The following is a 21,590-nucleotide window of genomic DNA, read 5'->3' as shown; positions in this document are numbered from 1 at the left end:
TACTAATTGCCCGCGTCGCGACGGATTTCACGATTGCGATCAGTCACTTGCGCAACCGGTGCGGAGCGCTGCGCAGGCGCTGCGCAGCCCCTTGCGGGCATGGCGCCCGAACGCATACCCGAACGAATTGCCGCATCGCACAAATTGTGATTTATTCGAATCACGCTCGGTCACGACACGCTGGTACGGGACATGTCCCGCGCCCTTGGCAGGTCTGCCCGCGCGTGCAGCTAGCCAGCGATCCATTCGTGTTCTTACGGGCCTGCGCCGACCGGCGCGGGCATGTTCACCGAGAGCCTTCCGGAGCAGCGATGCAAGCCAACCAGCAAGCGATGCTGTACGACCCTCGCGACGAGCGGGACAGCTGCGGCTTCGGCCTGATCGCGCAGCTAGACGACCGCCCCAGCCGCGCATTGGTCGACCGCGCACTGGAAGCGCTGGCGCGCATGACCCATCGCGGCGGCATCGCCGCCGACGGCCTCAGCGGCGACGGCTGCGGCCTGTTGATCCGCCATCCCGACAGCTTCCTGCGCACGCTCGCGCGCGAAAGCGGCATCGCCCTGGGCGCGCATTACTGCGCCGGCCTGGTGTTCCTGCCGCACGACGAGGCGCAGGCCGCGCAGGCGCGCGCAATCCTTACCGAAACCCTGGAGCACGAGAATCTGCGCCTGGCCGGCTGGCGTATCGTGCCGGTGGATCTGAGCGCCTGCGGCGAACTGGCGCGCAAGACCATGCCGCGGATCGAGCAGGTGTTCGTGGAGGCGGCCTCGCCCTTCGATCCGGCCGGCTTCCAGCGTTCGCTGTTCCTGGCCCGGCGCCGCGCCGAGCAGCGCCTGCGCGCGATCAAGGACTTCTACGTCGTCAGCCTGTCCTCGGCCAGCATCGGCTACAAGGGCATGGTCCTGCCCGACCGTCTGACCCAGTTGTATCCGGATCTGCAGCGCGAAGACCTGGTCGCCAGCGCGGTGGTGTTCCACCAGCGCTTCTCCACCAACACCACGCCGCGCTGGCCGCTGGCGCAGCCGTTCCGCCTGCTCGCCCACAACGGCGAGATCAACACCATCGCCGGCAACCGCGCCTGGGCGCAGGCGCGCGCGCACGCCTGGCGCACGCCGACCCTGGACCTGCGCGAGTTCGACCAGGTGGTCAGCACCGACGGTTCGGATTCGCAGAGCCTGGACAACATGCTGGAGGTGCTGCAGGCCGGCGGCATGGACCTGCTGAAGGCGATGCGCATCCTGATTCCGCCGGCGACGCAGTCGCTGGAATACAAGGACGCCGACCTCGCCGCGTTCTACGAGTACTACGCGCTCAACACCGAGCCCTGGGACGGCCCGGCCGGCATCGTCACCTGCGATGGCCGCTACGCCGCCTGCACCCTGGACCGCAACGGCCTGCGCCCGGCGCGTTGGCTGCGCTCGCGCGACCGCCATTTCCTGATCGCGTCCGAAGCCGGCGTGTGGGAACTGCCGGCCAGCGAGATCGAGGCCAAGGGCAAGCTCGGTCCGGGCGAGATGATCGCCGCCGATCTGTATCAGGGCGAGCTGCTGGACTCCGAGGCGATCGACCGCATCAACCGCGCGCGCGCGCCGTACAAGCGCTGGCTCAAGCAGGGCATGACCTACCTGCACAGCGAGCTGATCGATCCCAACCTGGCCGCCGAACCCTTCGATCCCGACACCCTGGCCGGTTTCCAGAAGCTGTTCCAGCTCAGCCGCGAGGAGCGCGAGCAGGTGCTGCGCCCGCTCGCCGAGACCGAGCAGGAAGCCACCGGCTCGATGGGCGACGACGTGCCGATGGCGGTGCTGTCGCAGCAGGTGCGTCCGCTCTACGACCATTTCCGCCAGGCCTTCGCTCAGGTCACCAACCCGCCCATCGACCCGCTGCGCGAGGACTGCGTCATGTCGCTGGCGGTGCAGCTGGGCCGCGAGGGCAATGTCTTCGTCGATGGGCCCGGCAACGTCGGCCACATCCACCTCAACTCGCCGGTGCTGGCGCAACGCAAGCTGCGTCAGCTACTGGCGCTGGCGCCGTTCGACCGCTCGCATCGCTTCATCGACCTCAACTTCGATCCGGCCGAGGGCCTGAAGGCCGCGCTGCACCGGATCTGCGCCGAGGCCGAAGCGGCCGCGCGCGAAGGCGTGGTGCTGCTGATCCTGACCGACCGCCGCCCGCGTCGCGACGCGCTGATGCTGCATGCCCTGCTCGCCACCGGCGCGGTCCACCAGCACCTGGTGCGCACCGGCCTGCGCTGCGAATCCAACCTGATCGTCGAGACCGGCACCGCGCGCGATCCGCACCACTTCGCCTGCCTGCTCGGCTTCGGCGCGACCGCGGTGTATCCGTACCTGGCCTATCAGACCCTGCACGACCTGGGCGTGCGCGGCATCCTCAAGACCAAACACGGCGAAGTCGCGCAGATCGGCCGCAGCTACCGGCGCGGGATCAAGAAGGGCCTGCTCAAGATCATCTCCAAGATGGGCATCGCGACCATCGGCAGTTATCGCGGCGCGCAGCTGTTCGAGATCATCGGCCTGGACCGCGAGGTGGTGGAGTTGTGCTTCGACGGCGCGCCCTCGCGCATCGGCGGCGCCGGCTTCGCCGAGCTGCAGGCCGACGCCGCGCACTTGGCCGCGCAGGGCTGGGACGCCAACCGACTGCCCGAGATCGGCGGCCTGCTGCGCTACGTGCCCGGCGGCGAATACCACCTGTTCAACCCCGACGTGGTCACGCGCCTGCAACGCGCGGTCGGCAGCGGCGATTGGGCGGATTGGCAGTCCTATGCCGAAGCGGTGAACGAACGCCCGACCGCGGCGCTGCGCGACCTGCTGCAGCTGCGCAGCGAAGGCGTGACGCCGATCGATGTCAGCGAAGTGGAACCGGTGTCGGCGATCGTCAAGCGCTTCGACTCGGCTGCGATGAGCCTGGGCGCGCTGTCGCCGGAGGCGCACGAGGCGCTGGCGATCGCGATGAATCGCCTGGGCGGGCGTTCGAACTCCGGCGAAGGCGGCGAAGACCCCGCGCGCTATCGCAGCGACAAGGTCTCCAAGATCAAGCAGATCGCCTCCGGCCGCTTCGGCGTGACCCCGGAGTACCTGGTCAACGCCGAAGTGCTGCAGATCAAGATCGCCCAGGGCGCCAAGCCCGGCGAAGGCGGTCAGCTGCCCGGCCACAAGGTCAACGAGCTGATCGCGCGCCTGCGCTTCGCCATGCCCGGCATCGGCCTGATCTCGCCGCCGCCGCATCACGACATCTACTCGATCGAGGACCTGGCCCAGCTGATCCACGACCTGCGTCAGGTCAATCCGCAGGCGCTGATCTCGGTCAAGCTGGTCTCGCACGCGGGCGTGGGCACTATCGCCACCGGCGTGGCCAAGGCCGGCGCGGATCTGATCACGGTGTCCGGCCACGACGGCGGCACCGGCGCCAGCCCGCTGTCGTCGATTCGCTACGCCGGCACGCCGTGGGAGCTGGGCCTGGCCGAGGCGCGCCAGGCCTTGATCGCCAACGACCTGCGCGAGCGGGTGATCCTGCAAACCGATGGCGGCCTGAAGAGCGGGCTGGACGTGGTCAAGGCCGCGCTGCTGGGCGCGGAAAGCTTCGGCTTCGGCACCGCGCCGATGATCGCGCTGGGCTGCAAGTACCTGCGTATCTGCCACCTCAACAACTGCGCCACCGGCGTGGCCACCCAGGACGACAAACTGCGCCGCGACCATTTCACCGGCCTGCCCGAGCGGGTGGAGAACTTCTTCCGCCTGCTGGCCGAGGAAGTGCGCCAGTGGCTGGCCGCGCTGGGCGTGCGCACGCTGGGCGAGATCGTCGGCCGCACCGATCTGCTGCTGCAAAGCGATGGCGACAGCGCGCGCCAGCAGCGTCTGGACCTGGCCCCGCTATTGGCTGGCTCCGGCCTCAGCCACGGCGGCCATTGCGGCATGCCGGCGCCGCCGATCGAGCCCGAGGGTCTGTCCGCGCAACTGGAGCTGGAACTGGCCGATGCGATCGCGCACAAGCGCGGCGGCGCGTACGCCTACCCGATCCGCAACACCGACCGCAGCATCGGCGCGCGTCTGTCCGGGCGCATCGCGCGCCTGCACGGCGACCGCGGCATGGCCGACGCGCCGCTGGACCTGCGCTTCACCGGCACCGCCGGCCAGAGCTTCGGCGCGTTCCAGGCCGGCGGCCTGCGTTTCGAACTCGAAGGCGAGGCCAACGACTACGTCGGCAAGGGCATGGCCGGCGGCCGCATCGTGCTGCGCCCGCCCAGCGGCGCGCGCTACGTCGCCCACGAGACGCCGATCCTGGGCAACACCTGTCTGTACGGCGCCACCGGCGGCGAGCTGTACGCGGCCGGCCGCGCCGGCGAACGCTTCGGCGTGCGCAACTCCGGCGCGACCGCGGTGGTGGAAGGCGCCGGCGATCATTGCTGCGAGTACATGACCGGCGGCGTGGTCGCGGTGTTGGGCCGCACCGGCCTGAACTTCGGCGCCGGCTTCACCGGCGGCATGGCCTATGTGCTGGACACCGAGCGCGATTTCGTCGACCGCTACAACCACGAGCTGATCGACATCCTGCGCATCTCCGCCGACGGCTTCGAGCACCACCGCTCGCATCTGCGCGATCTGCTGGAGACCCACGCCGAACTCACCGGCAGCGTGTGGGCGCGCCGGATCCTGGACGAGATGCGCGACTACATGGGCAAGTTCTGGCTGGTGAAGCCGAAGGCGGCGAGTTTGGAGTCGCTGGCGGAAACGCTAAGGAGCGCAGCATGAATTCGATCGTCTTCGCAGCAAGAGCAAATCCCCCCTCCCCCCCTTTTTCAAAGGGGGGGAGGGCAATTGCGTTTTCGTCGCCGCCTGAAGTCTGCGCCTCACGCCACAAACCGGTACGTCTCCCCCCTTTGAAAAAGAGTGAAGTGGCGTGCTTACGAACCGCAGGTTCGTACGCCAGCGAACGCCAGCAGGCTATGCCTGCTGGCCGGGGGGGATTTGCTTTCACCGCGAATACCCCAGACCGCACGCGACAACGCAGCCCACGGGGTCAGGCAGGATGAGTAAGAAGCAGGTGTTCCAATTCCGCGAAGCGCCGCGCGAGATGCCGGTGCGGATTCCGCTGGCGCTGCGTCAGGGCGGCGACTGGGGCGAGTTGTACGGGCGCTTCGGCGAGGCCGAGGCCAAGAAGCAGGCCGGCCGCTGTCTGGACTGCGGCAACCCCTACTGCGGCTGGGCCTGCCCGCTGCACAACTACATTCCGAACTGGCTGGAACTGGCGCGCGAGGGCCGCATCGACGAAGCCGCCGCGCTGTGCCACGAAACCAATCCGCTGCCCGAGATCTGCGGCCGCGTGTGTCCGCAGGACCGTTTGTGCGAGGGCAGCTGCACGCTCAACGACGGCTTCGGCGCGGTCACCATCGGCGCGGTCGAGAAGTACATCGTCGACAAGGCCCTGGACGGCGGCTGGCGTCCGGACCTGTCGACGGTGCAGCGCCTGGGCAAGCGCGTGGCCGTGGTCGGCGCCGGACCGGCAGGTCTGGCATGCGCCGACCGCCTGGCGCGCGCGGGCATCGACGCGGTGGTGTTCGACCGCTACGAGGCCATCGGCGGGCTGCTGCATTTCGGCATTCCCAGCTTCAAGCTGGAGAAGTCGGTGATCGCCACCCGCCGCGAGGTGCTGGAAGGCATGGGCGTGGAGTTCCGCCTCGGCGTCGAGATCGGCCGCGATATCGCCTTCGACACTCTGTTGGCCGACTTCGACGCGGTGTTCCTGGGCCTGGGCAGCTACCGCTATACCGACGGCGGCCTGCCCGGTCAGGACCTGGCCAACGTGCTGCCGGCGCTGCCGTTCCTGGTCCAGAACGGGCGCCTGGTGCAGGGCGAGGCGATGACCGCCGGCCGCGCGATCGCGGGCTGGGAGGATCACATCGAACTGCCCGACCTGCACGGTAAGCGCGTGGTCGTGCTCGGCGGCGGCGACACCGGCATGGACTGCGTGCGCAGCGCGGTGCGCCTGGGCGCGGCCGAGGTCAGCTGCATATACCGCCGCGACGAGGCCAACATGCCGGGCTCGGCGCGCGAGGTCGCCAACGCGCGCGAGGAAGGCGTGCGCTTCCTGTTCAACCGTCAGCCCTTGGCCTTGTTGGGCGAGGACCGGGTCAGCGGCGTGCGCGTGGCCGAGACCGTGCTGGGCGCGCCCGACGCGCGCGGCCGCCAGCGCGCCGAAATCGTGGCGGGCAGCGAATCGGTGCTGGACGCGGACGTGGTGGTGATCGCGTTCGGCTTCCAGCCCGATCCGCCGGCCTGGTTGGCCGCGCACGGCATCGAGCTGGAAAGCGACGGCCGCATCCGCGTGCCGAACACCGGCGGCTGCAAGTCGCGCCGCGAGGTGGCGGCGCAGACGCGGCCGTACCAGACCACGCATCCGCGGGTGTTCGCCGGTGGCGATGGCGTGCGTGGCGCGGACCTGGTGGTGACGGCGGCCTATGAGGGGCGTGAGGCGGCGGCGGGGATCGTGGCGTTGTTGCGGGAGGCGGCGGTGGTGGCGCCGCTGGAGATCTTGGCTACGGAAATGGGTTGAGAGTCTCAAGGTGAGTTTGCTGCCCCGCGCGCCCTCACCCCAACCCCTCTCCCGCTAGCGGGAGAGGGGCTTCAGAGCGGAAAAGACTGAAGCACGAAGCCTTGCCGTCCCTTCTCCCGCCTGCGGGAGAAGGTGCCCGGAGGGCGGATGAGGGCAGCCTTTACCGCCCTGGACCCACATCGATAAACCGCAGGAACTCCGCACGCGTGCGCGCGTCCTCGCGGAAGGTGCCGAGCATCTTCGAGGTGATCATGCTCACGCCGCGCTTGTGCACGCCACGCGTGGTCATGCATTCGTGCGCGCCTTCGATCACCACGCCCACGCCCAGCGGCTGCAGCACGTCCTGGATCGACTGCGCGATCTGCGCGGTCATCTTCTCCTGGACCTGGAAGCGGCGCGCATAGGTCTCGACCACGCGCGCCAGCTTGCTGATGCCCACCACCTTGCCGTTGGGCAGATAGCCGACGTGGGCCTTGCCGATGATCGGCGCCATATGGTGCTCGCAATGGCTTTCGAACTCGATGTCGCGCAGCACGATCAGCTCGTCGTAGCCGGCGACTTCCTCGAAGGTGCGCGCCAGGTAGTCGCGCGGGTCGTCGTCGTAGCCGCTGAACCAGTCGCCGTAGGCCTCGACCACACGCTTGGGCGTGTCGAGCAGGCCCTCGCGGGCGGGGTCTTCGCCGGCCCAGGCCAACAGCGTGCGCACGGCCGATTCGGCCTGTTCGCGGGACGGCTTGTTCTTGTCGTCGGCCATGACGCAGCCTCAGCAATGGGGGATGGGCATCCTACTCCACTGCGCTCGGGCATCGGAAACACACTGTGTTCCGTGCCCGCGCCGGCTCAGCCCGCTTCCAGCGCCGGCAGCGCCGCCGCGGGCGCGATGCCGACCGTGTTGCGGCCGGTGTTGCGGGCGCTGAGCAGGGCGTGCTCGGCGCGGTCGAGCAGGCTCTGCACGGGCTCGCCGCGCTGGGCCATGGCCAGGCCGACGCTGGCGCTGACCGCGATCTCGTGGCCGTCGATGCGGAACGGGCGCTGGCCGAAGGCGTCGGCCAGGCGCCGGCCCAGCAGCTCGCAATCCACACGCTCGCATTCGGCCACCACCGCGAAGCTGTCGCCGCCCATGCGCGCGATGGTGTCGTCCGGGCGCAGCACCCCGCGGATGCGCGCCAGCGCCTGCTGCAGCAGGGCGTCGCCGATCGCGCGGCCGTAGCGGGCGTTGATCTCGCCGAAGCCGTCCAGATCCAGCAGCAGCAGGCCGTGGTGCTTGAGCCCCAGGCTGCCGGGCGCCGACCAGGTCTCCAGCAGCAGGCGCAGCGCCGAGGCGTTGAGGGTGCCGGTCAGCGGATCGCGGTCGCCGGACTGGCGCGCCAGCAGGGACAGGCGGTGGCGGTTGGCCGCGTGCTGGCTCAGCGCCAGCGCGAGCACGCCCGATTCCAGCACCGCCGCCAGGGCCAGGCCGCGGTCGGCCCACTCGGCGCGACCGACGCCGAAGGGATAGGCCGCGAGCACACCGACGAACAGCAGCAGCGGCGTCCAGCCCAGCAGGTAATAGCCCGCATACGGCGCACCGCGGCGCCAGGCCATGATCGCGGCGGCGAACATCAGCGGAATGCCGACCAGCAGCAGGGCGTTGCCGCCGATGTACCAGAAGTCGTGCACGCGCTCGCGCAGCGCCAGCAGCACGGCCAGCCACAGGATGTTGGCCCACTGCACCGTGCGCACCAGCACCGCCAGGCGCGGCAGCAGGCGCGGCAACTCCAGGAAGCGCAGGCTGAAACCGAGCTGGAAGATCGTGGCCAGCGTGGCCAGGGTCCAGGTCACGGTCAGGCGGCCGCTGGCCAGCCCGGCCAGGCCCCACATCTCGGCCGCATCGCCGGACACCAGCAGCAGGTAGATCGCCGCGCAGGCCAGGTAGGCGCCGTAGGCCATGTAGACCAGGTCGCGGAAGGCGTACCAGATCGCGATCATCGCCACCGCCATCAACATCATCGCGGTGAACGCGGCGACCATGAAGCGCGAATCGCCGCGCTCCTGGCGCGCCAGCTCCGGCACGGTCGCCAGACGCAGGCTCAGCGCCTCGGCGGTATTGCCGCCCACGCGCAGATAGGCGACGTCGCCGCGGGTCCAGCCGTTGGGCAGCGGCAGCACCCAGCCGCGCCGCAGCAGCACCGGGCCGCCGTTCTCGGCGTCGTTGACGATGCGCGGCGGCGCGCCCGGCGGGTAATAGGTGACCGGCCCGCGCACACGCGCGCCGCGCAACACCAGCAGTTGGCTTTCGCTGGCGGCGATGTCGCGGTCGGTGGTCAGGCGGATCCAATAGCCGGCCTCGCGGCGCGGCATGGTCAGGTAGACCAGGTCGCCGGGCGCCTCGGCGACCGAGCGCTCGGTCACCGGCGCCGAGGCCGGTGGCCCGTCGAGTTCGCCCTCGGTCAGCAGCAGCTCGGCCTTCAACGATTGCGCCATGGCCGGCATGCAGGCGAACGCCAACGTCAGCGCGAGCATGGCGCTGCCCCAGATCCTGCGCATCCGTCGATTCCCCAGCGGCATGGACGGAGTCTAGCGTCTGCAGACGCGCTCGGCCGCATCGGCGGGTGACATTGCGCGATCGAGGCTCGCCGCGACCGCCGCGAGCAGCGGCGGCCTTAGCGGCGACCGCGCCCGCTGGCCTGACGCTGCTCGCGGCGGTGCCGTTCGGCCGCGCGCTGGGTCAGCGCGATCATCAGCACGCCGGTTTCCATCACCACCGCCAGCAGCAGTCCGCGTTCGATCAGGTAGGAGTTGCCGAGGCCGAAGGTCTTGGCCGCGACCAGCCCGGCGAACAGCATCAGCGGCGTCCAGCCGATCAGGTAATAGCCCGCGTACGGAGAGCCGCGCCGCCAGGCCACGATCGCCGCATAGACGATGATCGGGATCGACAGCAGCAGCAGGACGTTGCCGACCACGTACCAGTGTTGGTAGACGAAGTCGAACATCAACACCAGCGCCGCCAGCGCGAGCGCGTTAGCCCACACGATCGCGTGCAGCGCGGTCGCCGCGCGCGGCAGCAAGCGGGGAAGTTCGAGGAAGCGCACGGTGAAGCAAAGTTGGAACATCGTGGTCAAGGTAGCGACGAACCAGCCCGCACCGTCGCGCTGCACCGCCGAACCGAACCATTCGACCGGTATCTTGATCCAGGCCGTCATCAACAGCAGGTAGATCGACAGGCAGATCATGTAGCCGCAGTAGTACAGGTACACCGAATCGCGCGACGCCACCCAGAAGCCGGCGACCACCAGGGTCATCGTCAGCATCAAGGCGTACACGACGATCGCGAACCGACGATCGCTCTCCAGTTCGCGCATCAGAACGGCGCGATCGGCCAGAGCGATATCGAGCATGGTGTCGTTGCGTGCGGAAACCTGGGCGTAGGCGACGCTGTGGGCGCTCCAGCCCGCCTTCAGCGGCAGCGCCCAGCCGCGCCGCAGCAGTCGGGGGCCGTCGTCGCGCACATAGCCGATCAGCGACAGCCGCTCCGATCCAGGCGGATAGTAAGCGACCATGCCGTAGGCCTGCGGACTGCGCAGCACCACCACGCGCTGGCTGGCGGCGGGGATATCGCGGTCGATCGACAAACGCAGCCAGTGCCCATCCGGGCTGCGTGGCAGCTCGATACGCATAGGGACATCGGGGCCCGCGGCGGTCCAGCGCTGCACCGCCCGACTGGCATCGGGACGCGACCACCTGCTGCCGTCGGCCTGCAGACGTTCGACCGTCAGCGTCTGGGCGCCGGCCGCCGCCGCGAACAAACCGACCAGCACGGCCAGCATCGCGATCCATGCAGTCCTCATGTCCCTATGCATGCCGGTCTCTTGCCGTCTGTTCGTATCGGCAGTCTAACGATTCAGGGCGGCGCCGGCCTCGTTTTCAGCGTGTGCCGATGGCGTGCCGCCGCGCGCTGAGTCAGCGCCAACACCAGCACGCCCGATTCCAACACCACCGCCACCACCAGGCCGCGTTCGGCCCACTCGATGTCGCCCAAGCCGAAGGTCTTGATCGCGATCAGGGCGGCGAAGGCCATCAGCGGCGTCCAACCCAGCAGGTAATAGCCCGCGTACTCGGCGCCGCGGCGCCAGGCCACGACCGCCGAATACACCAACAGCACGATCGTCGCCAGCAGCAGGCCGTTGCCGCCCAGGTACCAGTACATATAGACCGTCTGAAATGCCGTCAGCAACACCAGTAGCCAGGCCAGATTGAGCCATACGATGGCGCGCAGGATCGCCGCGATGCGCGGCAACCAGCGCGACAGTTCGAGAAAACGCAGGCTGAAGGCGATCTGGAACACCGTCGCCAGGGTCGCGGCCGCCCAGGCCGCGCCGTCATGGCGCGCGGCCGAACTGCCCCAACTGATCGGAATTTCGATCAGCTTGGACAGCAGCAACAGGTAGCACGAGATGCACACCGTATAGCCGCAGTAGTACAGATATACCGCCTCGCGCGTCGTCGCCCACAAGCCGGCGACGAGCAGGGTCATCAGCAGCAAGGCCGAGTACGCCAGGATCGCGAAGCGGCGGTCGCTCTCGTGCTTGCGCGCCATCTCGGCGCGGGTCGACAGGCTCAGGCTGAGGGCGCTGGAAATATGTCCCTGCATGCGCAGATAGATCGCGTCGCCGTGCTTCCAGCCCTCGCTCAGAGGCAGATCCCAGCCCAACTGCAATAGAGTCGACTGGTCGTGCTGCACGGGACTGATCACGGTTCTGCGGGCGGACCCCGGCGGGTAGTAGCTCAGAGACCCGTAGGTGCGTGCGCCCGCGATGGAGACCGTGCGTCGTTCGCCGGCGCCGATGTCGCGATCGACGGTCAGGCGCAACCAGTGGCCGATGGGCTGGCGCGGCAGCTCGAGGCGGATCGTGTCCTTCGGCGTCGCCGCCGTCCAGCGTGCGAGCGTCGGCGCGCTCAGCGGCCGCTCGCGCTGCAACTGGTCCACGCGCAGCACTTCCACCGTGAGCGACTGTGCGGCGGCGGGCGTCGCGAACAAGGCGGCCAATGCGATCGACAGCGCGATCCAGGCCGATATCCAGCTTGCGCGCATACAGGGTCCCGACAGCGATGTCGGCGGGAAGTCTAGCCCTTGGGCATCGGGAATACAGTGAACCCGGCGCGCAAGCCGGACATCGCCACGCGCACCGCGTCGCACAGCGGGGCGATCGGGTAAAGAAAGCCGATGAGCCGGCGGCGACGCATTCGAGGGGGAGGGACTGACGCCATCCACCGGCTCATCGGTAAACAGACGGAACGACGGCGCGTCGGTCGCTCCATGGGTCCAACCATCGCGGCGAATGCGCGCCGGGCCGGCAGCGCATTACCGCGACATCGCGCGGCGTTCCGGTCGAGCGGAGCGCCGCGGCCGTGCGTAAAACCGGCCCGCCACCAGGAGGCGGGCCGTGCGACGGCCGGGCCGACCGCCGCAAAACCGTCAACTCAACGCGAGGCCACGTCTTCGCGCAGGGGCGTGCGCGAGGACCAACCGCCGGCCAGGGCCTTGTACAGCGCGACCGCGCCGGTGACGCTGCGGGTACGGCCGTCGGCGAAGGCGTCCTGCGCCTGCAGTTGGGTGCGCTCGGCGTCCAGCACTTCGAACAGGTCGGCCGCACCGGCCTCGTAACGCACGCGTGCGAGCTGCGCGGCCTTGGCGCTGTCGATCGCGGCGCGTTCCAGGTGGCCGTCCTCGACGCGCGCGCGGCCGTAGCGGACCAGCGCGTTCTCGGTGTCCTCCAGCGCCAGCAGCACGGCCTGCTGATAGCGCGCGAGTTCGCCGGCGGCGTCGGCATCGCTGGCGGCGATGCGCGCGCGCACGCGGCCGATGTCCAGGAACGACCAGTCGATGCCGAGTGCGACCAGGCGGGTTTCGCTGGCGCGTTCGAACAGCGCGCTGCTGTCGATCGCCTGACTGCCGATCAGCCCGCCCAGGGTGAAGCGCGGGAACAGGTCGGCGGTGGCCACGCCGATGCGCGCGGTGGATGCGTGCAGGCGGTGCTCGGCGGCGGCGACGTCGGGACGGCGGCGCAGCAGATCGCCGGGCGTGCCCGCGTCCAGCAGCGCCGGCAAGGCCGGTAGCGGCTGCTGTGGTTCCAACTGGGCGATCAAGGCGTCGGGGGTTCGGCCGGTCAGCACCGCCAGGCGGTGCATGGCGACGGCGACCTGGGCTTCCAGCGCCGGCACGCGCGACAGCGTGGCTTCGAGCTGCGCGCGGGCGCGCGAGGTATCGAACTCGGTGCCGCGGCCGGCGCTGAAGCGCGCGTCGACCAGGCGCAGGGTCTCGCGCTGGTTGTCGGCGTTCTCGCGCGCCACCCGCAGGCGTTCCTGCAGGCCGCGCAGTTCGACGTAGCCGCTGGCGACCTCGCCCACGATGGTGACCTGCAGGGCCTGCAGATCCGCCGCGGTGGCCCAGGTATCGGCGCGCTGGGCCTCGACGTTGCGGCGCACGCGGCCCCACAGATCGAGCTCCCAGCTGGCGTTGACGCCGGCGCTGTAGCTTTCGTTGTCGCGGCCGGCCGCGGGCACGCCCGGCAGCTGGTCGCTGCTGGAACGCGCGTCCTGGGCGTTGGCGCTGGCGGTCAGGGTCGGGAAGCGATCGAACTTGGCGCCACGCAGCAGCGCGTTGGCGCGGTCGTAGCGCGACAGGGCGATGCGCAGGTCGTGGTTGGCCGACAGCGCCTCTTCGACCAGTTGGGTCAGCATCGGGTCGTTGAAGCCGCGCCAGAACTCGACGTCGGTTTCCGGGCTGGCGGTGGTGGACGCCGCGGTGGCGGCGACCACGGCGGTTTCGCCGGCGTGGGCGAAGTGGTCCGGCGTGGCCAGGGTCGGGCGCACGTAGTCGGGGCCGACCGCGCACGCGCTCAGCAGCGCCGCGGCGACGCCGAGCGCCAGGGTACGGATCACCATGGCAGGGATTCCTCGAGGTGGTAGTAGCCGCCGTTGGGGCCGGCTTCGTCGATCAGCGCCAGACGCACGCTGGTGCGCGCGCCGTCGGGAATGCTCATGTCGCCGTTGGCGTTCATGTCGGTCTTCACCGAGCCGGGGTGCAGGGTGTTGACCTTGTGCGGGGTGTCGCGCAGCTCGTAGGCCAGGTGCGCGGTCCAGGCGTTCACCGCGGTCTTGGACACGTTGTAGGCCGGCACCTTGTAGTGATAGATCGGCGAGGCCGGATCCTGGTGCAGCGCGATCGAGCCCAGGATGCTGGACACGTTGACGATGCGCGCGGCAGGCGCCTTGTGCAGAAGCGGCAGGAAGGCCTGGGTGGTCGCGATCAGGCCGAACAGATTGGTGTTGAAGGTTTCCAGCCAGATGTCCAGGCTCTGCTGCGAGGGCTTGAGCTGGCCGTCGTCGCGGAACACGCCGGCGTTGTTGACCAGAATGTCGAGGCGGCCGTGCTTGGCGGCGACCTCGGCGGCGGCGGCGGCGATGCTGCTGTCGCTGGTGACGTCCAGCGCGATCGCTTCGACCGGCAGGCCCTCGGCCTGCAGCTGCAGCGCGGCCTCGACCGCCTTGCCGCGATCGCGGCCGGCCAGCAGCACGTGCACGCCTTCGCCGGCGAGCTGGCGCACGGTCTCCAGGCCGATGCCGCGGGTGGCGCCGGTGACCAGCGCGATCTTGGAAGCGTGTGGGTTAGCCATGGGAGAGTTCCTTGATTCGTGGGGGACGGACCGGATCCGGTCCGAGGGCCCGGCGGTGGAGGAGCCCACCGCCAGGCCTTGCATCGTGGGCGTGCGCCGATCAGGCATGCGCGGAGGCGGCGTGATCGGCCGAGTGGTTGACCAGCGGCTTGCTGCCGGCCAGCTTGCGCAGGGCGACGTAGAACACCGGGGTCAGGAACAGACCGAACAGGGTCACGCCCAGCATGCCGGCGAACACGGTGATGCCGGTGACCGAGCGGATTTCCGCGCCGGCGCCATGCGACAGCACCAGCGGCACGGTGCCGGCGATGAAGGCGATCGAGGTCATCACGATCGGACGCAGACGCAGGCGGCAGGCTTCCAGCGCGGCTTCGATGATGCCCTTGCCCTGCAGTTCCAGTTCGCGGGCGAACTCGACGATCAGGATGGCGTTCTTACACGCCAGGCCCATCAGCACGACCAGACCGACCTGCACGAACACGTTGTTGTCGCCGCCGGTCAGCCACACGCCGAGCAGCGCGGACAGCATGCACATCGGCACGATCAGGATCACCGCCAGCGGCAGGGTCCAGCTTTCGTACAGCGCCGCCAGCACCAGGAACGCGAGCAGGATGGCCAGCGGGAACACGATCAGCGCGGCATTGCCCTGGCTGGCCTGCTGGTAGCTCAGGTCGGTCCATTCGATTTCCATGCCGTGCGGCAGCACCTTGGCGGCCACGTCCTTGACCACGTCCATGGCCTGGGCCGAGGACATCACGCGCGGATCGACGTCGCCGGCGATGTCGGCGGCCGGGTAGCCGTTGTAGCGCAGCACCGGGTCGGGGCCGTAGGTCTGCTTGACGCTGACCATGGAACCGATCGGCACCATCTCGCCGCGGTCGTTGCGGGTACGCAGGTTGGCGATGTCCTCGACGCTGTCGCGGAACGAACCGTCGGCCTGGGCGATGACCTGCCAGGTGCGGCCGAACTGGTTGAAGTCGTTGACGTAGGCCGAGCCCAGGTAGGTCTGCAGGGTGTCGAACAACTCGGTCAGCGGCACGCCTTGCGCCTTGGCCTTGACGCGGTCGACTTCGGCGTCGAGCTGCGGCACGTTGGCCTGGTAGGTGCTGTTGGCGTAGCCCATGCCCGGGGTCTGCATGACTGTGCCCTGGAACGCGCTGACCGCGTTCTGGAGCGCGCCGTAACCCAGGTTGCTGCGGTCCTCGATGAACATCTGGTAGCCCGCGCCGTTGCCCAGGCCGAGGATCGGCGGCGGCATCAGGGCGAAGGTGAAGCCTTCCTGGAAGCCGCCGATCTTCTGGTTGAGCTCGGCGGTGATCTCCACCGCGCTACGGCTGCGCTCGCTGAAGGGCTTGAGCGGCAGGAACGCCACGCCGGTGTTGGGCGTGTTGGTGAACTGCACCGCGTTCAAGCCCGGGAAGGCCATGGTGTTCTGCACGCCGTCGATCTTGCCGGCGATGTCGGTGACCTTCTTCAGCAAGGCGTCGGTGCGCGCGATCGAGGAACCTTCCGGCAACTTCACCGCCGCGATCAGGTACAGCTTGTCCTGCAGCGGGATGAAGCCGGCCGGCACCAGCTTGAACATGAAGCCGGTCGCGACCAGCAGCACCGCGTACACCACGAACACCGCGCCGCGCTTGCCTAGCGCGCGCGAGACGGCACCCTGGTACTTCTGCGAGCTGGAGGCGAAGAAGCGGTTGAACGGACGGAAAATCCAGCCGAACAGACGATCGATCAGACGCGAGGGTGCATCCTTGGCGGCGCCGTGCGGCTTGAGCAGACGCGCGGCCAGGGCCGGCGACAGGGTCAGCGAGTTGATCGCCGAGATCACCGTCGAGATGGCGATGGTCACCGCGAACTGCTTGTAGAACTGACCGGTCACGCCCGACAGGAACGCCATCGGCACGAACACCGCGCACAACACCAGCGCGATCGCGACGATCGGGCCGGACACTTCCTTCATCGCCTGATGCGCCGCGGCCAGCGGGGTCAGGCCTTCCTCGATGTTGCGTTCGACGTTCTCCACCACCACGATCGCGTCGTCGACCACGATGCCGATCGCCAGCACCAGGCCGAACAGGGTCAGGGTGTTGATCGAGAAGCCGAGCAGGTACAGGGCGGCGAAGGTGCCGACCACCGAGACCGGCACGGCCAGCAGCGGAATGATCGAGGCGCGCCAGGTCTGCAGGAACAGGATCACCACCAGCACCACCAGCGCGATCGCCTCCAGCAGCGTGGTCACCACGGCCTTGATCGAATCGCGCACGAAGATGGTGGTGTCGTAGACGGCTTCGTACTTGATGCCTTCCGGGAAGCTCTTGGACAGGCGATCCATGTTGGCGATCACCTGCTCCTGGATCTCCAGGGCGTTGGCGCCCGGCGACTGGAAGATACCGATGCCGACCGCGTTCTTGCCGTCCAGCTGCGAACGCAGGCTGTAATCGCCGGCGCCCAGTTCCAGACGGGCGACGTCGGACAGGCGCACGATCTCGCCGTCGTTGCCGCTCTTGACCACGATGTTGCCGAACTCTTCCTCGCTCTGCAGACGGCCCTTGGCGTTGATCAGGGTCAGGAAGTCGCTGTTGGGCATGGGCTCGGCGCCGAGCTGGCCGGCCGAGACCTGCACGTTCTGCTCGCGCATGGCGCGCAGCACGTCGCTGGCGGTCAGACCGCGCGAGGCGATCTTGTCCGGGTCCAGCCACACGCGCATGGCGTAGTCGCCGCCACCGAAGATCTGCGCATCGCCCACGCCGGACAGGCGCGCCAGGGAATCCTTGACGTGCAGACGGGCGTAGTTGCGCAGGTACAGGGTGTCGTACTTGCCGTTGGGCGAGGTCAGGTGCACCACCATCAGGAACACCGGCGCCTGCTTCTGGGTCGTCACGCCTTGCCGGCGCACGTCCTCGGGCAGTCGCGCTAGCGCCTGGCTGACCCGGTTCTGCACGCGCACCGCCGCATCGTCCGGATCGGTGCCCGGGCGGAAGGTGACGGTGATGGCCAGCACGCCGTCGGAACCGGCGACCGACTTGATGTACATCATGTCCTCGACGCCGTTGATCGCTTCCTCCAACGGCGTGGCGACGGTTTCGGCGATGACCTTCGGGTTGGCGCCCGGGTACACCGTGCGCACCATCACCGAGGGCGGTACCACTTCGGGATATTCGCTGATCGGCAGGATCGGTATCGCGATCAGGCCGGCGGCGAAGATCACGATCGACAGCACGGCAGCGAAGATCGGCCGATCGATGAAAAATTTGGAAAAGTCCATAACGGATTCCTTGGTGCGGCATGTAGCCGCATGAGTCCCCGGCCGACGCCGCGGCGTCGGCCTTGATTGCGGAAACCTGGCCGGAAGGCGGCCGACGCCCGCGCGTGCGGGGCGTCGGCGGCCTGCCTGTGCTTGGTGTTCGGCTAGCGGTCCGCAGTCATACGGTCGTGCGTCACTTCGCGCCGGCGGTGCTGGCGACCGGCTGACCCGGCACCGGCGCGGATGCGCCCATGACGATGGTCTTCGGGGCCACCGGCGCGCCGGGGAAGAAGATCTTCTGCACGCCGTGCACGATCACCTTGTCGGTCGGCGCCAGGCCCGACTGGACCACGCGCAGACCGTCGATCATGCGACCGAGCACCACGTCCTTGCGGACCGCTTCGCTCTTGGCGCCGAGCACGTAGACGTACTTGCGGTCCTGGTCGGTGAGCACGGCCTTGTCGTCGATCAGCATGGCCTTGAAGTCGCCGCTGCCTTCCAGCTGCACGCGCGCGAACATGCCGGGCGTGAACATCCGGTCCGGATTGGCCACCACCGCGCGGGCGCGGATGGTGCCGGTGGTCGGATCGACCTGGTTGTCGGTGAAGTCGACCGCGCCTTCGTGCGGATAGCCGGCTTCGCTGGCCAGACCGACGCGGACCGGGTTCTTATTCTCGGCGCGCTCGCCCTTGCGGGCCAGGTCGTTGTAACGCGAGTAGGTCTGCTCGTCGCTTTCGAAGTAGATGTACATCGGATCCTGCGAGACCAGGGTGGTCAGCAGGGTCTGATCGGCCTGGGCCAGGTTGCCGACGGTGGTCAGCGCACGGCCCGCGCGGCCGCTGATCGGCGCGCGCACTTCGGTGAAGGTCAGGTCCAGCTGGGCCGAGGCCACCGCGGCTTCGGCGGCGCGCACGCCGGCGTTGCCCTGAGTGGTCGCGGCGCGGCGGGTCTCGAACTCTTCGCGCGAGATCGCCTTGGCTTCGACCAGGGTCTGGGCGCGCTGGTCCTGGGTCTGGGCCAGGCGCGCTTCGGCGCGCGCGCGTTCCAGTTGGGCCTGGGCGCGGTTGAGCTCGGCGCGGTAGCGGCGCTGGTCGATCACGAACAGCAGATCGCCCTTCTTGACCTCCTGGCCTTCCTTATAGGCGACGCGCTCGACGTAACCGCTGACGCGCGGGCGCAGTTCGACCGATTCCACCGCCGCGACGCGGCCGGTGAATTCGTCCCACTGGCGGACCTGCTTGCTCAGCACCTGGGCCACGCTGACTTCCGCCGGCGGCGGCATGCCGCCACCACCGGATTCGGCGGCCTGGCTGCCGCAGCCGGCCATGGCCAGCGCAATGACGACGCTCGCGGCCAGCGCGAGTACGGGGAGCCCGGGGCCGGCGCGGCCGGAGCGGGCGAGGACTTTGCGAGGGCTCATTGTGGGGAGGGTTCCTGGTTGGTTTTCGAAGTGGTGATCGCTTTCAGCAGCGCGCGTGCGTCTTGCAGACAGCGTTGCGTTTTGGAGTCGACGGGGCTATCCGGATCTTGCGTAGCGGTCGCTGGCGTCGTCGATTCGGCGGCGGCTGGCTGCAAGCGCGCGGTCTGGGCCGCGGGCGGTGCGGGTTCGCGGTCGATGTCGTCGGACAGATCGACCGCATAAGAAGGCAGCGTGCCGGGGCCGAGCGCGCGCGCGTAGGTGACGATGGCGCGCGCCGGTTCGCTGCGTTGTTCGGCCTGTTCGATCAGCGCCAGCGCGCGCTGGCCGATCGACAGGGCGCTGGGCCATTCCGGGCAGGCATGGCAGCCGTTGAGCTCGGTGCGCACCGGCATGTCGACCGCGAGCAGTTGCACGCGCACCGACATCTGCCGGGCTTCGTCGTGCAGCACGCGCGCCAGCATGCGCAGCGCGGCCGCGCCTATCGAGCGATGGCCGTAGCCGGCCCAGGGGTGTTCGCTACCGGGGCCGCCGATCAGCACGTAGCTGCCGCCGCGGTCGCCCTCGGCCAGCAGCGGCAGCAGGTGGCGGGCGGCGGCCAGGTGCGGCAGCAGGTCTTCGTCGAGCTTGCGGCGCAGGAACGCGGCCGGGTGATCGAGCAGGCGGCCGCGCTCGTTGCTGCCGCAGACCGCGGCGACCACGCCGGCCAGCGGGCGCCCGAGCTTGCGCAGGGCGCGCGCGAGCTTGGCGCCGTCGGCGTCGCTGGCGACCGAGCCGCTGAGCACGGTCAGGTCGGCCTCGGGATAGGCCGCCCGCAACAGCTTGAGCTCGCGGCCGCCGCGGGCCACCGCGATCACCGGCCAGCCGGCCTTGATCGCGGCCTGGACCACGCCGCGGCCGACGCCGCCGGTGGCGCCCAGGATCACCAGGGGGGATTTCATTGTCCCGCTCCCGGGATTTTTTCTCCCATCAGCGGGATGGTTTCGCGGCGGGTGTGGTGGGACAGCAGGGCGCCGATCGCCGGCAGCACCAGCATCGCGGTCGGCAGGGCGACCGTGAAAGCCAGCACCCAGGCCAGCATCCAGGCCTCTTCCGTGCCTTCGGACAGGCCTTGGCGGAACACGATGGCGGCCAGCACGATCAAGGCTGACATCGCTATCATCATCAGCGGCAGGAAGGCGAGGCGGGCTTGGCGGGCGGTCAACATGGGGCGGCAGGGGGTTCCGGGTGTGCGACAAAGACTAGGCGCACGAACGGCACTTGATTAGCCGTTGATTCAGGGAATAATTGTCCCGACATCGGGCTAATGCCCGGCTCGGCCCCCTAGCCAGTCCCGAGACGGCCCCTCCCGTCATCCCACATCCGGAGTCCCCCATGGCCCGCGATCTCAACGACACCCTGATCTTCGTCAAGGTGGTCGAGCACGGCAGCTTCATCTCCGCGGCGCGTGCGCTGCGGCTCCCCAAGACCACGGTCAGCCGCAAGGTGCAGGACCTGGAGGCGCGCCTGGGCGCGCAGCTGCTGCATCGCACGACCCGCAAGCTCGGCCTGACCGAGGCCGGCAACATCTATTACGAGCACTGCCAGCGCATCGCGCGCGAGCTGGACGAGGCCGAAAGCGCGGTCGGCCAGCTCCAGGGCGGCCCGCGCGGCTGGTTGCGCTTCACCGCGCCCTACTCGGTCGGCATCACCTGGATCGCGCCGCTGCTGGGCGAGTTCCACGCCCGCCACCCCGAGGTGCGCCTGGAGATGCTGCTGACCAACGAACCGCTGGACATCATCGACAAGGAAATCGACGTCGCCCTGCGCGTGGGCGAGCTGCCCGACTCCAACCTGATCGCGCGCCGCCTGGCGGTGTTCCGCACCCAGGTCTACGCCAGCCCGAACTACCTGGCCCGCCACGGCGAACCGCTGCACCCGGACGATCTGCAGCATCACCGTACACTGGCGATGCAGAAGTCGCGGCGCAACGGCGCCTACGTGTGGACGCTAAGCGACGGCGACCGCAGCATCGACTACCGCGTCGATCCGGTGCTGGTGGCCAACGACCCGGGCGCGCTCAAGGGCGCGCTGCTGTGCGGCGAGGGCCTGATGCTGGCCAGCGACGTCACCGTCAAGGCCTATGCCGAACAAGGCTACGTGCAGCGCGTGCTGGCCGGCTGGACCGGGCCGGAGATGGACTTCAACGCGGTGTTCCCGCGCGGCCAGGTGCAGTCGCCCAAGGTGCGCGCCTTCGTCGACTTCCTGGTCGAGCGGCTGAACTTCGACGCCGACTACATGCAGGTGCTGTGCCCGGACCGCCAGCGCTTCCGCAAGGCCTCGGAGGACGCCTCGGCGGCGATCGCGGCCGAGCTGGCCAAGGTCGCCAAGCAGCGCCCCAGCAAGGCCTCGCCGGAAGTCGAGGTCGATGCGATCGTGGCAGGCGCGGTGCACGACAGCGAGGATGCGGAGCTGGCCTGAGCCGGCTTCGAATGCGACTACGGTCGTAGGGTGCGGTGAGCGTAGCGAACCGCACCATCGCCATACCCGGCCGGCCGCGCCGGTGCGGTTGTCGCCGCGCCCTACCAGTCCGATGTGCTCCTTCTTTCTTTAGCCCCTCTCCCGCTGGCGGGGTGAGGGTCGGTGCAGGCGCGTGGCTTCAAGCTCATGCGCTGCCCTCATCCGCCCTTCGGGCACCTTCTCCCGCAAGCGGGAGAAGGGA

At 69.2% G+C, this 21,590-nt stretch carries 13 protein-coding genes; 3 read left to right on the top strand and 10 right to left on the bottom strand.

The genetic code is table 11. The features are described from left to right. The first annotated feature begins 311 nt into the window (after positions 1-311). Together gltB and ASE43_RS19755 are read left to right on the top strand one after the other, a co-directional pair. Positions 312-4,769, top strand: coding sequence for a glutamate synthase large subunit (gene gltB, locus ASE43_RS19760; RefSeq protein WP_057161658.1), 4,458 nt, complete (start codon positions 312-314; stop codon positions 4,767-4,769). 277 nt (positions 4,770-5,046) lie between these two features. After that, positions 5,047-6,570: an FAD-dependent oxidoreductase gene (locus tag ASE43_RS19755; protein WP_057161657.1), complete on the top strand. Its 1,524-nt coding sequence runs from the start codon at positions 5,047-5,049 to the stop codon at positions 6,568-6,570. Positions 6,571-6,730: 160 nt separating this feature from the next. Here ASE43_RS19755 and folE read toward each other — a convergent pair whose 3' ends face one another. The 10 genes from folE to ASE43_RS19705 form a co-directional block, all read right to left on the bottom strand. Continuing rightward, positions 6,731-7,324 carry a GTP cyclohydrolase I FolE gene (folE, locus tag ASE43_RS19750; RefSeq protein WP_056177274.1) on the bottom strand — a complete coding sequence of 198 codons (594 nt, stop codon included), beginning with the start codon at positions 7,322-7,324 and terminating at the stop codon, positions 6,731-6,733. 86 nt (positions 7,325-7,410) lie between these two features. Then, a complete protein-coding gene (locus ASE43_RS19745) occupies positions 7,411-9,096 on the bottom strand; it encodes a diguanylate cyclase (protein WP_056177277.1) in 1,686 nt (561 codons plus the stop codon). A 116-nt stretch (positions 9,097-9,212) separates the two neighbouring features. Then, a complete protein-coding gene (locus ASE43_RS19740) occupies positions 9,213-10,397 on the bottom strand; it encodes a 7TM-DISM domain-containing protein (protein WP_162258817.1) in 1,185 nt (394 codons plus the stop codon). 53 nt (positions 10,398-10,450) lie between these two features. After that, positions 10,451-11,641: a 7TM-DISM domain-containing protein gene (locus ASE43_RS19735; protein ID WP_057161655.1), complete on the bottom strand. Its 1,191-nt coding sequence runs from the start codon at positions 11,639-11,641 to the stop codon at positions 10,451-10,453. A gap of 389 nt (positions 11,642-12,030) precedes the next feature. Next, entirely contained in the window at positions 12,031-13,494 is a 1,464-nt protein-coding gene (locus ASE43_RS19730; protein ID WP_056177283.1) for an efflux transporter outer membrane subunit, read from the bottom strand. Further along, on the bottom strand, positions 13,488-14,225 hold the full coding sequence (locus tag ASE43_RS19725; RefSeq protein ID WP_057161654.1) for an SDR family oxidoreductase: 738 nt from the start codon (positions 14,223-14,225) through the stop codon (positions 13,488-13,490). Before ASE43_RS19725 ends, ASE43_RS19730 begins: the two co-directional genes overlap by 7 nt. Positions 14,226-14,325: 100 nt before the next feature. Continuing rightward, entirely contained in the window at positions 14,326-17,493 is a 3,168-nt protein-coding gene (locus ASE43_RS19720) for a multidrug efflux RND transporter permease subunit (RefSeq protein WP_056177287.1), read from the bottom strand. Between the two features lie 172 nt (positions 17,494-17,665). Beyond that, positions 17,666-18,892, bottom strand: coding sequence for an efflux RND transporter periplasmic adaptor subunit (locus tag ASE43_RS19715; protein WP_082576406.1), 1,227 nt, complete (start codon positions 18,890-18,892; stop codon positions 17,666-17,668). Next, complete coding sequence (locus ASE43_RS19710; protein WP_056177289.1) at positions 18,889-19,830, bottom strand: SDR family oxidoreductase; 942 nt, start codon at positions 19,828-19,830, stop codon at positions 18,889-18,891. The genes ASE43_RS19715 and ASE43_RS19710 overlap by 4 nt, the downstream gene beginning before the upstream one ends. Further along, positions 19,827-20,096, bottom strand: coding sequence for a DUF2798 domain-containing protein (locus ASE43_RS19705; protein WP_056177290.1), 270 nt, complete (start codon positions 20,094-20,096; stop codon positions 19,827-19,829). The genes ASE43_RS19710 and ASE43_RS19705 overlap by 4 nt, the downstream gene beginning before the upstream one ends. Positions 20,097-20,263: 167 nt before the next feature. On the opposite strand from ASE43_RS19705, the gene ASE43_RS19700 reads away from it, so the two are divergent. Further along, positions 20,264-21,349, top strand: coding sequence for a LysR family transcriptional regulator (locus ASE43_RS19700; protein WP_056177292.1), 1,086 nt, complete (start codon positions 20,264-20,266; stop codon positions 21,347-21,349). The last annotated feature ends 241 nt before the right edge of the window (positions 21,350-21,590 follow it).

The organism is Lysobacter sp. Root983 (assembly GCF_001429345.1).
Taxonomy (GTDB): Bacteria; Pseudomonadota; Gammaproteobacteria; order Xanthomonadales; family Xanthomonadaceae; genus Lysobacter.
This window is presented reverse-complemented; position numbering and strand designations above follow the sequence as displayed.

Excerpts from the sequence above, each read along its gene's own strand:
- ASE43_RS19745 (WP_056177277.1), bottom strand. The coding sequence starts at position 9,096 with ATGCGCAGGATCTGGGGCAGCGCCATGCTCGCGCTGACGTTGGCGTTC.
- ASE43_RS19700 (WP_056177292.1), top strand. The coding sequence starts at position 20,264 with ATGGCCCGCGATCTCAACGACACCCTGATCTTCGTCAAGGTGGTCGAG.
- folE (WP_056177274.1), bottom strand. The coding sequence starts at position 7,324 with ATGGCCGACGACAAGAACAAGCCGTCCCGCGAACAGGCCGAATCGGCC.
- ASE43_RS19740 (WP_162258817.1), bottom strand. The coding sequence starts at position 10,397 with ATGAGGACTGCATGGATCGCGATGCTGGCCGTGCTGGTCGGTTTGTTC.
- ASE43_RS19705 (WP_056177290.1), bottom strand. The coding sequence starts at position 20,096 with ATGTTGACCGCCCGCCAAGCCCGCCTCGCCTTCCTGCCGCTGATGATG.
- ASE43_RS19715 (WP_082576406.1), bottom strand. The coding sequence starts at position 18,892 with ATGAGCCCTCGCAAAGTCCTCGCCCGCTCCGGCCGCGCCGGCCCCGGG.
- ASE43_RS19725 (WP_057161654.1), bottom strand. The coding sequence starts at position 14,225 with ATGGCTAACCCACACGCTTCCAAGATCGCGCTGGTCACCGGCGCCACC.
- ASE43_RS19735 (WP_057161655.1), bottom strand. The coding sequence starts at position 11,641 with ATGCGCGCAAGCTGGATATCGGCCTGGATCGCGCTGTCGATCGCATTG.
- ASE43_RS19730 (WP_056177283.1), bottom strand. The coding sequence starts at position 13,494 with ATGGTGATCCGTACCCTGGCGCTCGGCGTCGCCGCGGCGCTGCTGAGC.
- ASE43_RS19710 (WP_056177289.1), bottom strand. The coding sequence starts at position 19,830 with ATGAAATCCCCCCTGGTGATCCTGGGCGCCACCGGCGGCGTCGGCCGC.
- gltB (WP_057161658.1), top strand. The coding sequence starts at position 312 with ATGCAAGCCAACCAGCAAGCGATGCTGTACGACCCTCGCGACGAGCGG.
- ASE43_RS19755 (WP_057161657.1), top strand. The coding sequence starts at position 5,047 with ATGAGTAAGAAGCAGGTGTTCCAATTCCGCGAAGCGCCGCGCGAGATG.
- ASE43_RS19720 (WP_056177287.1), bottom strand. The coding sequence starts at position 17,493 with ATGGACTTTTCCAAATTTTTCATCGATCGGCCGATCTTCGCTGCCGTG.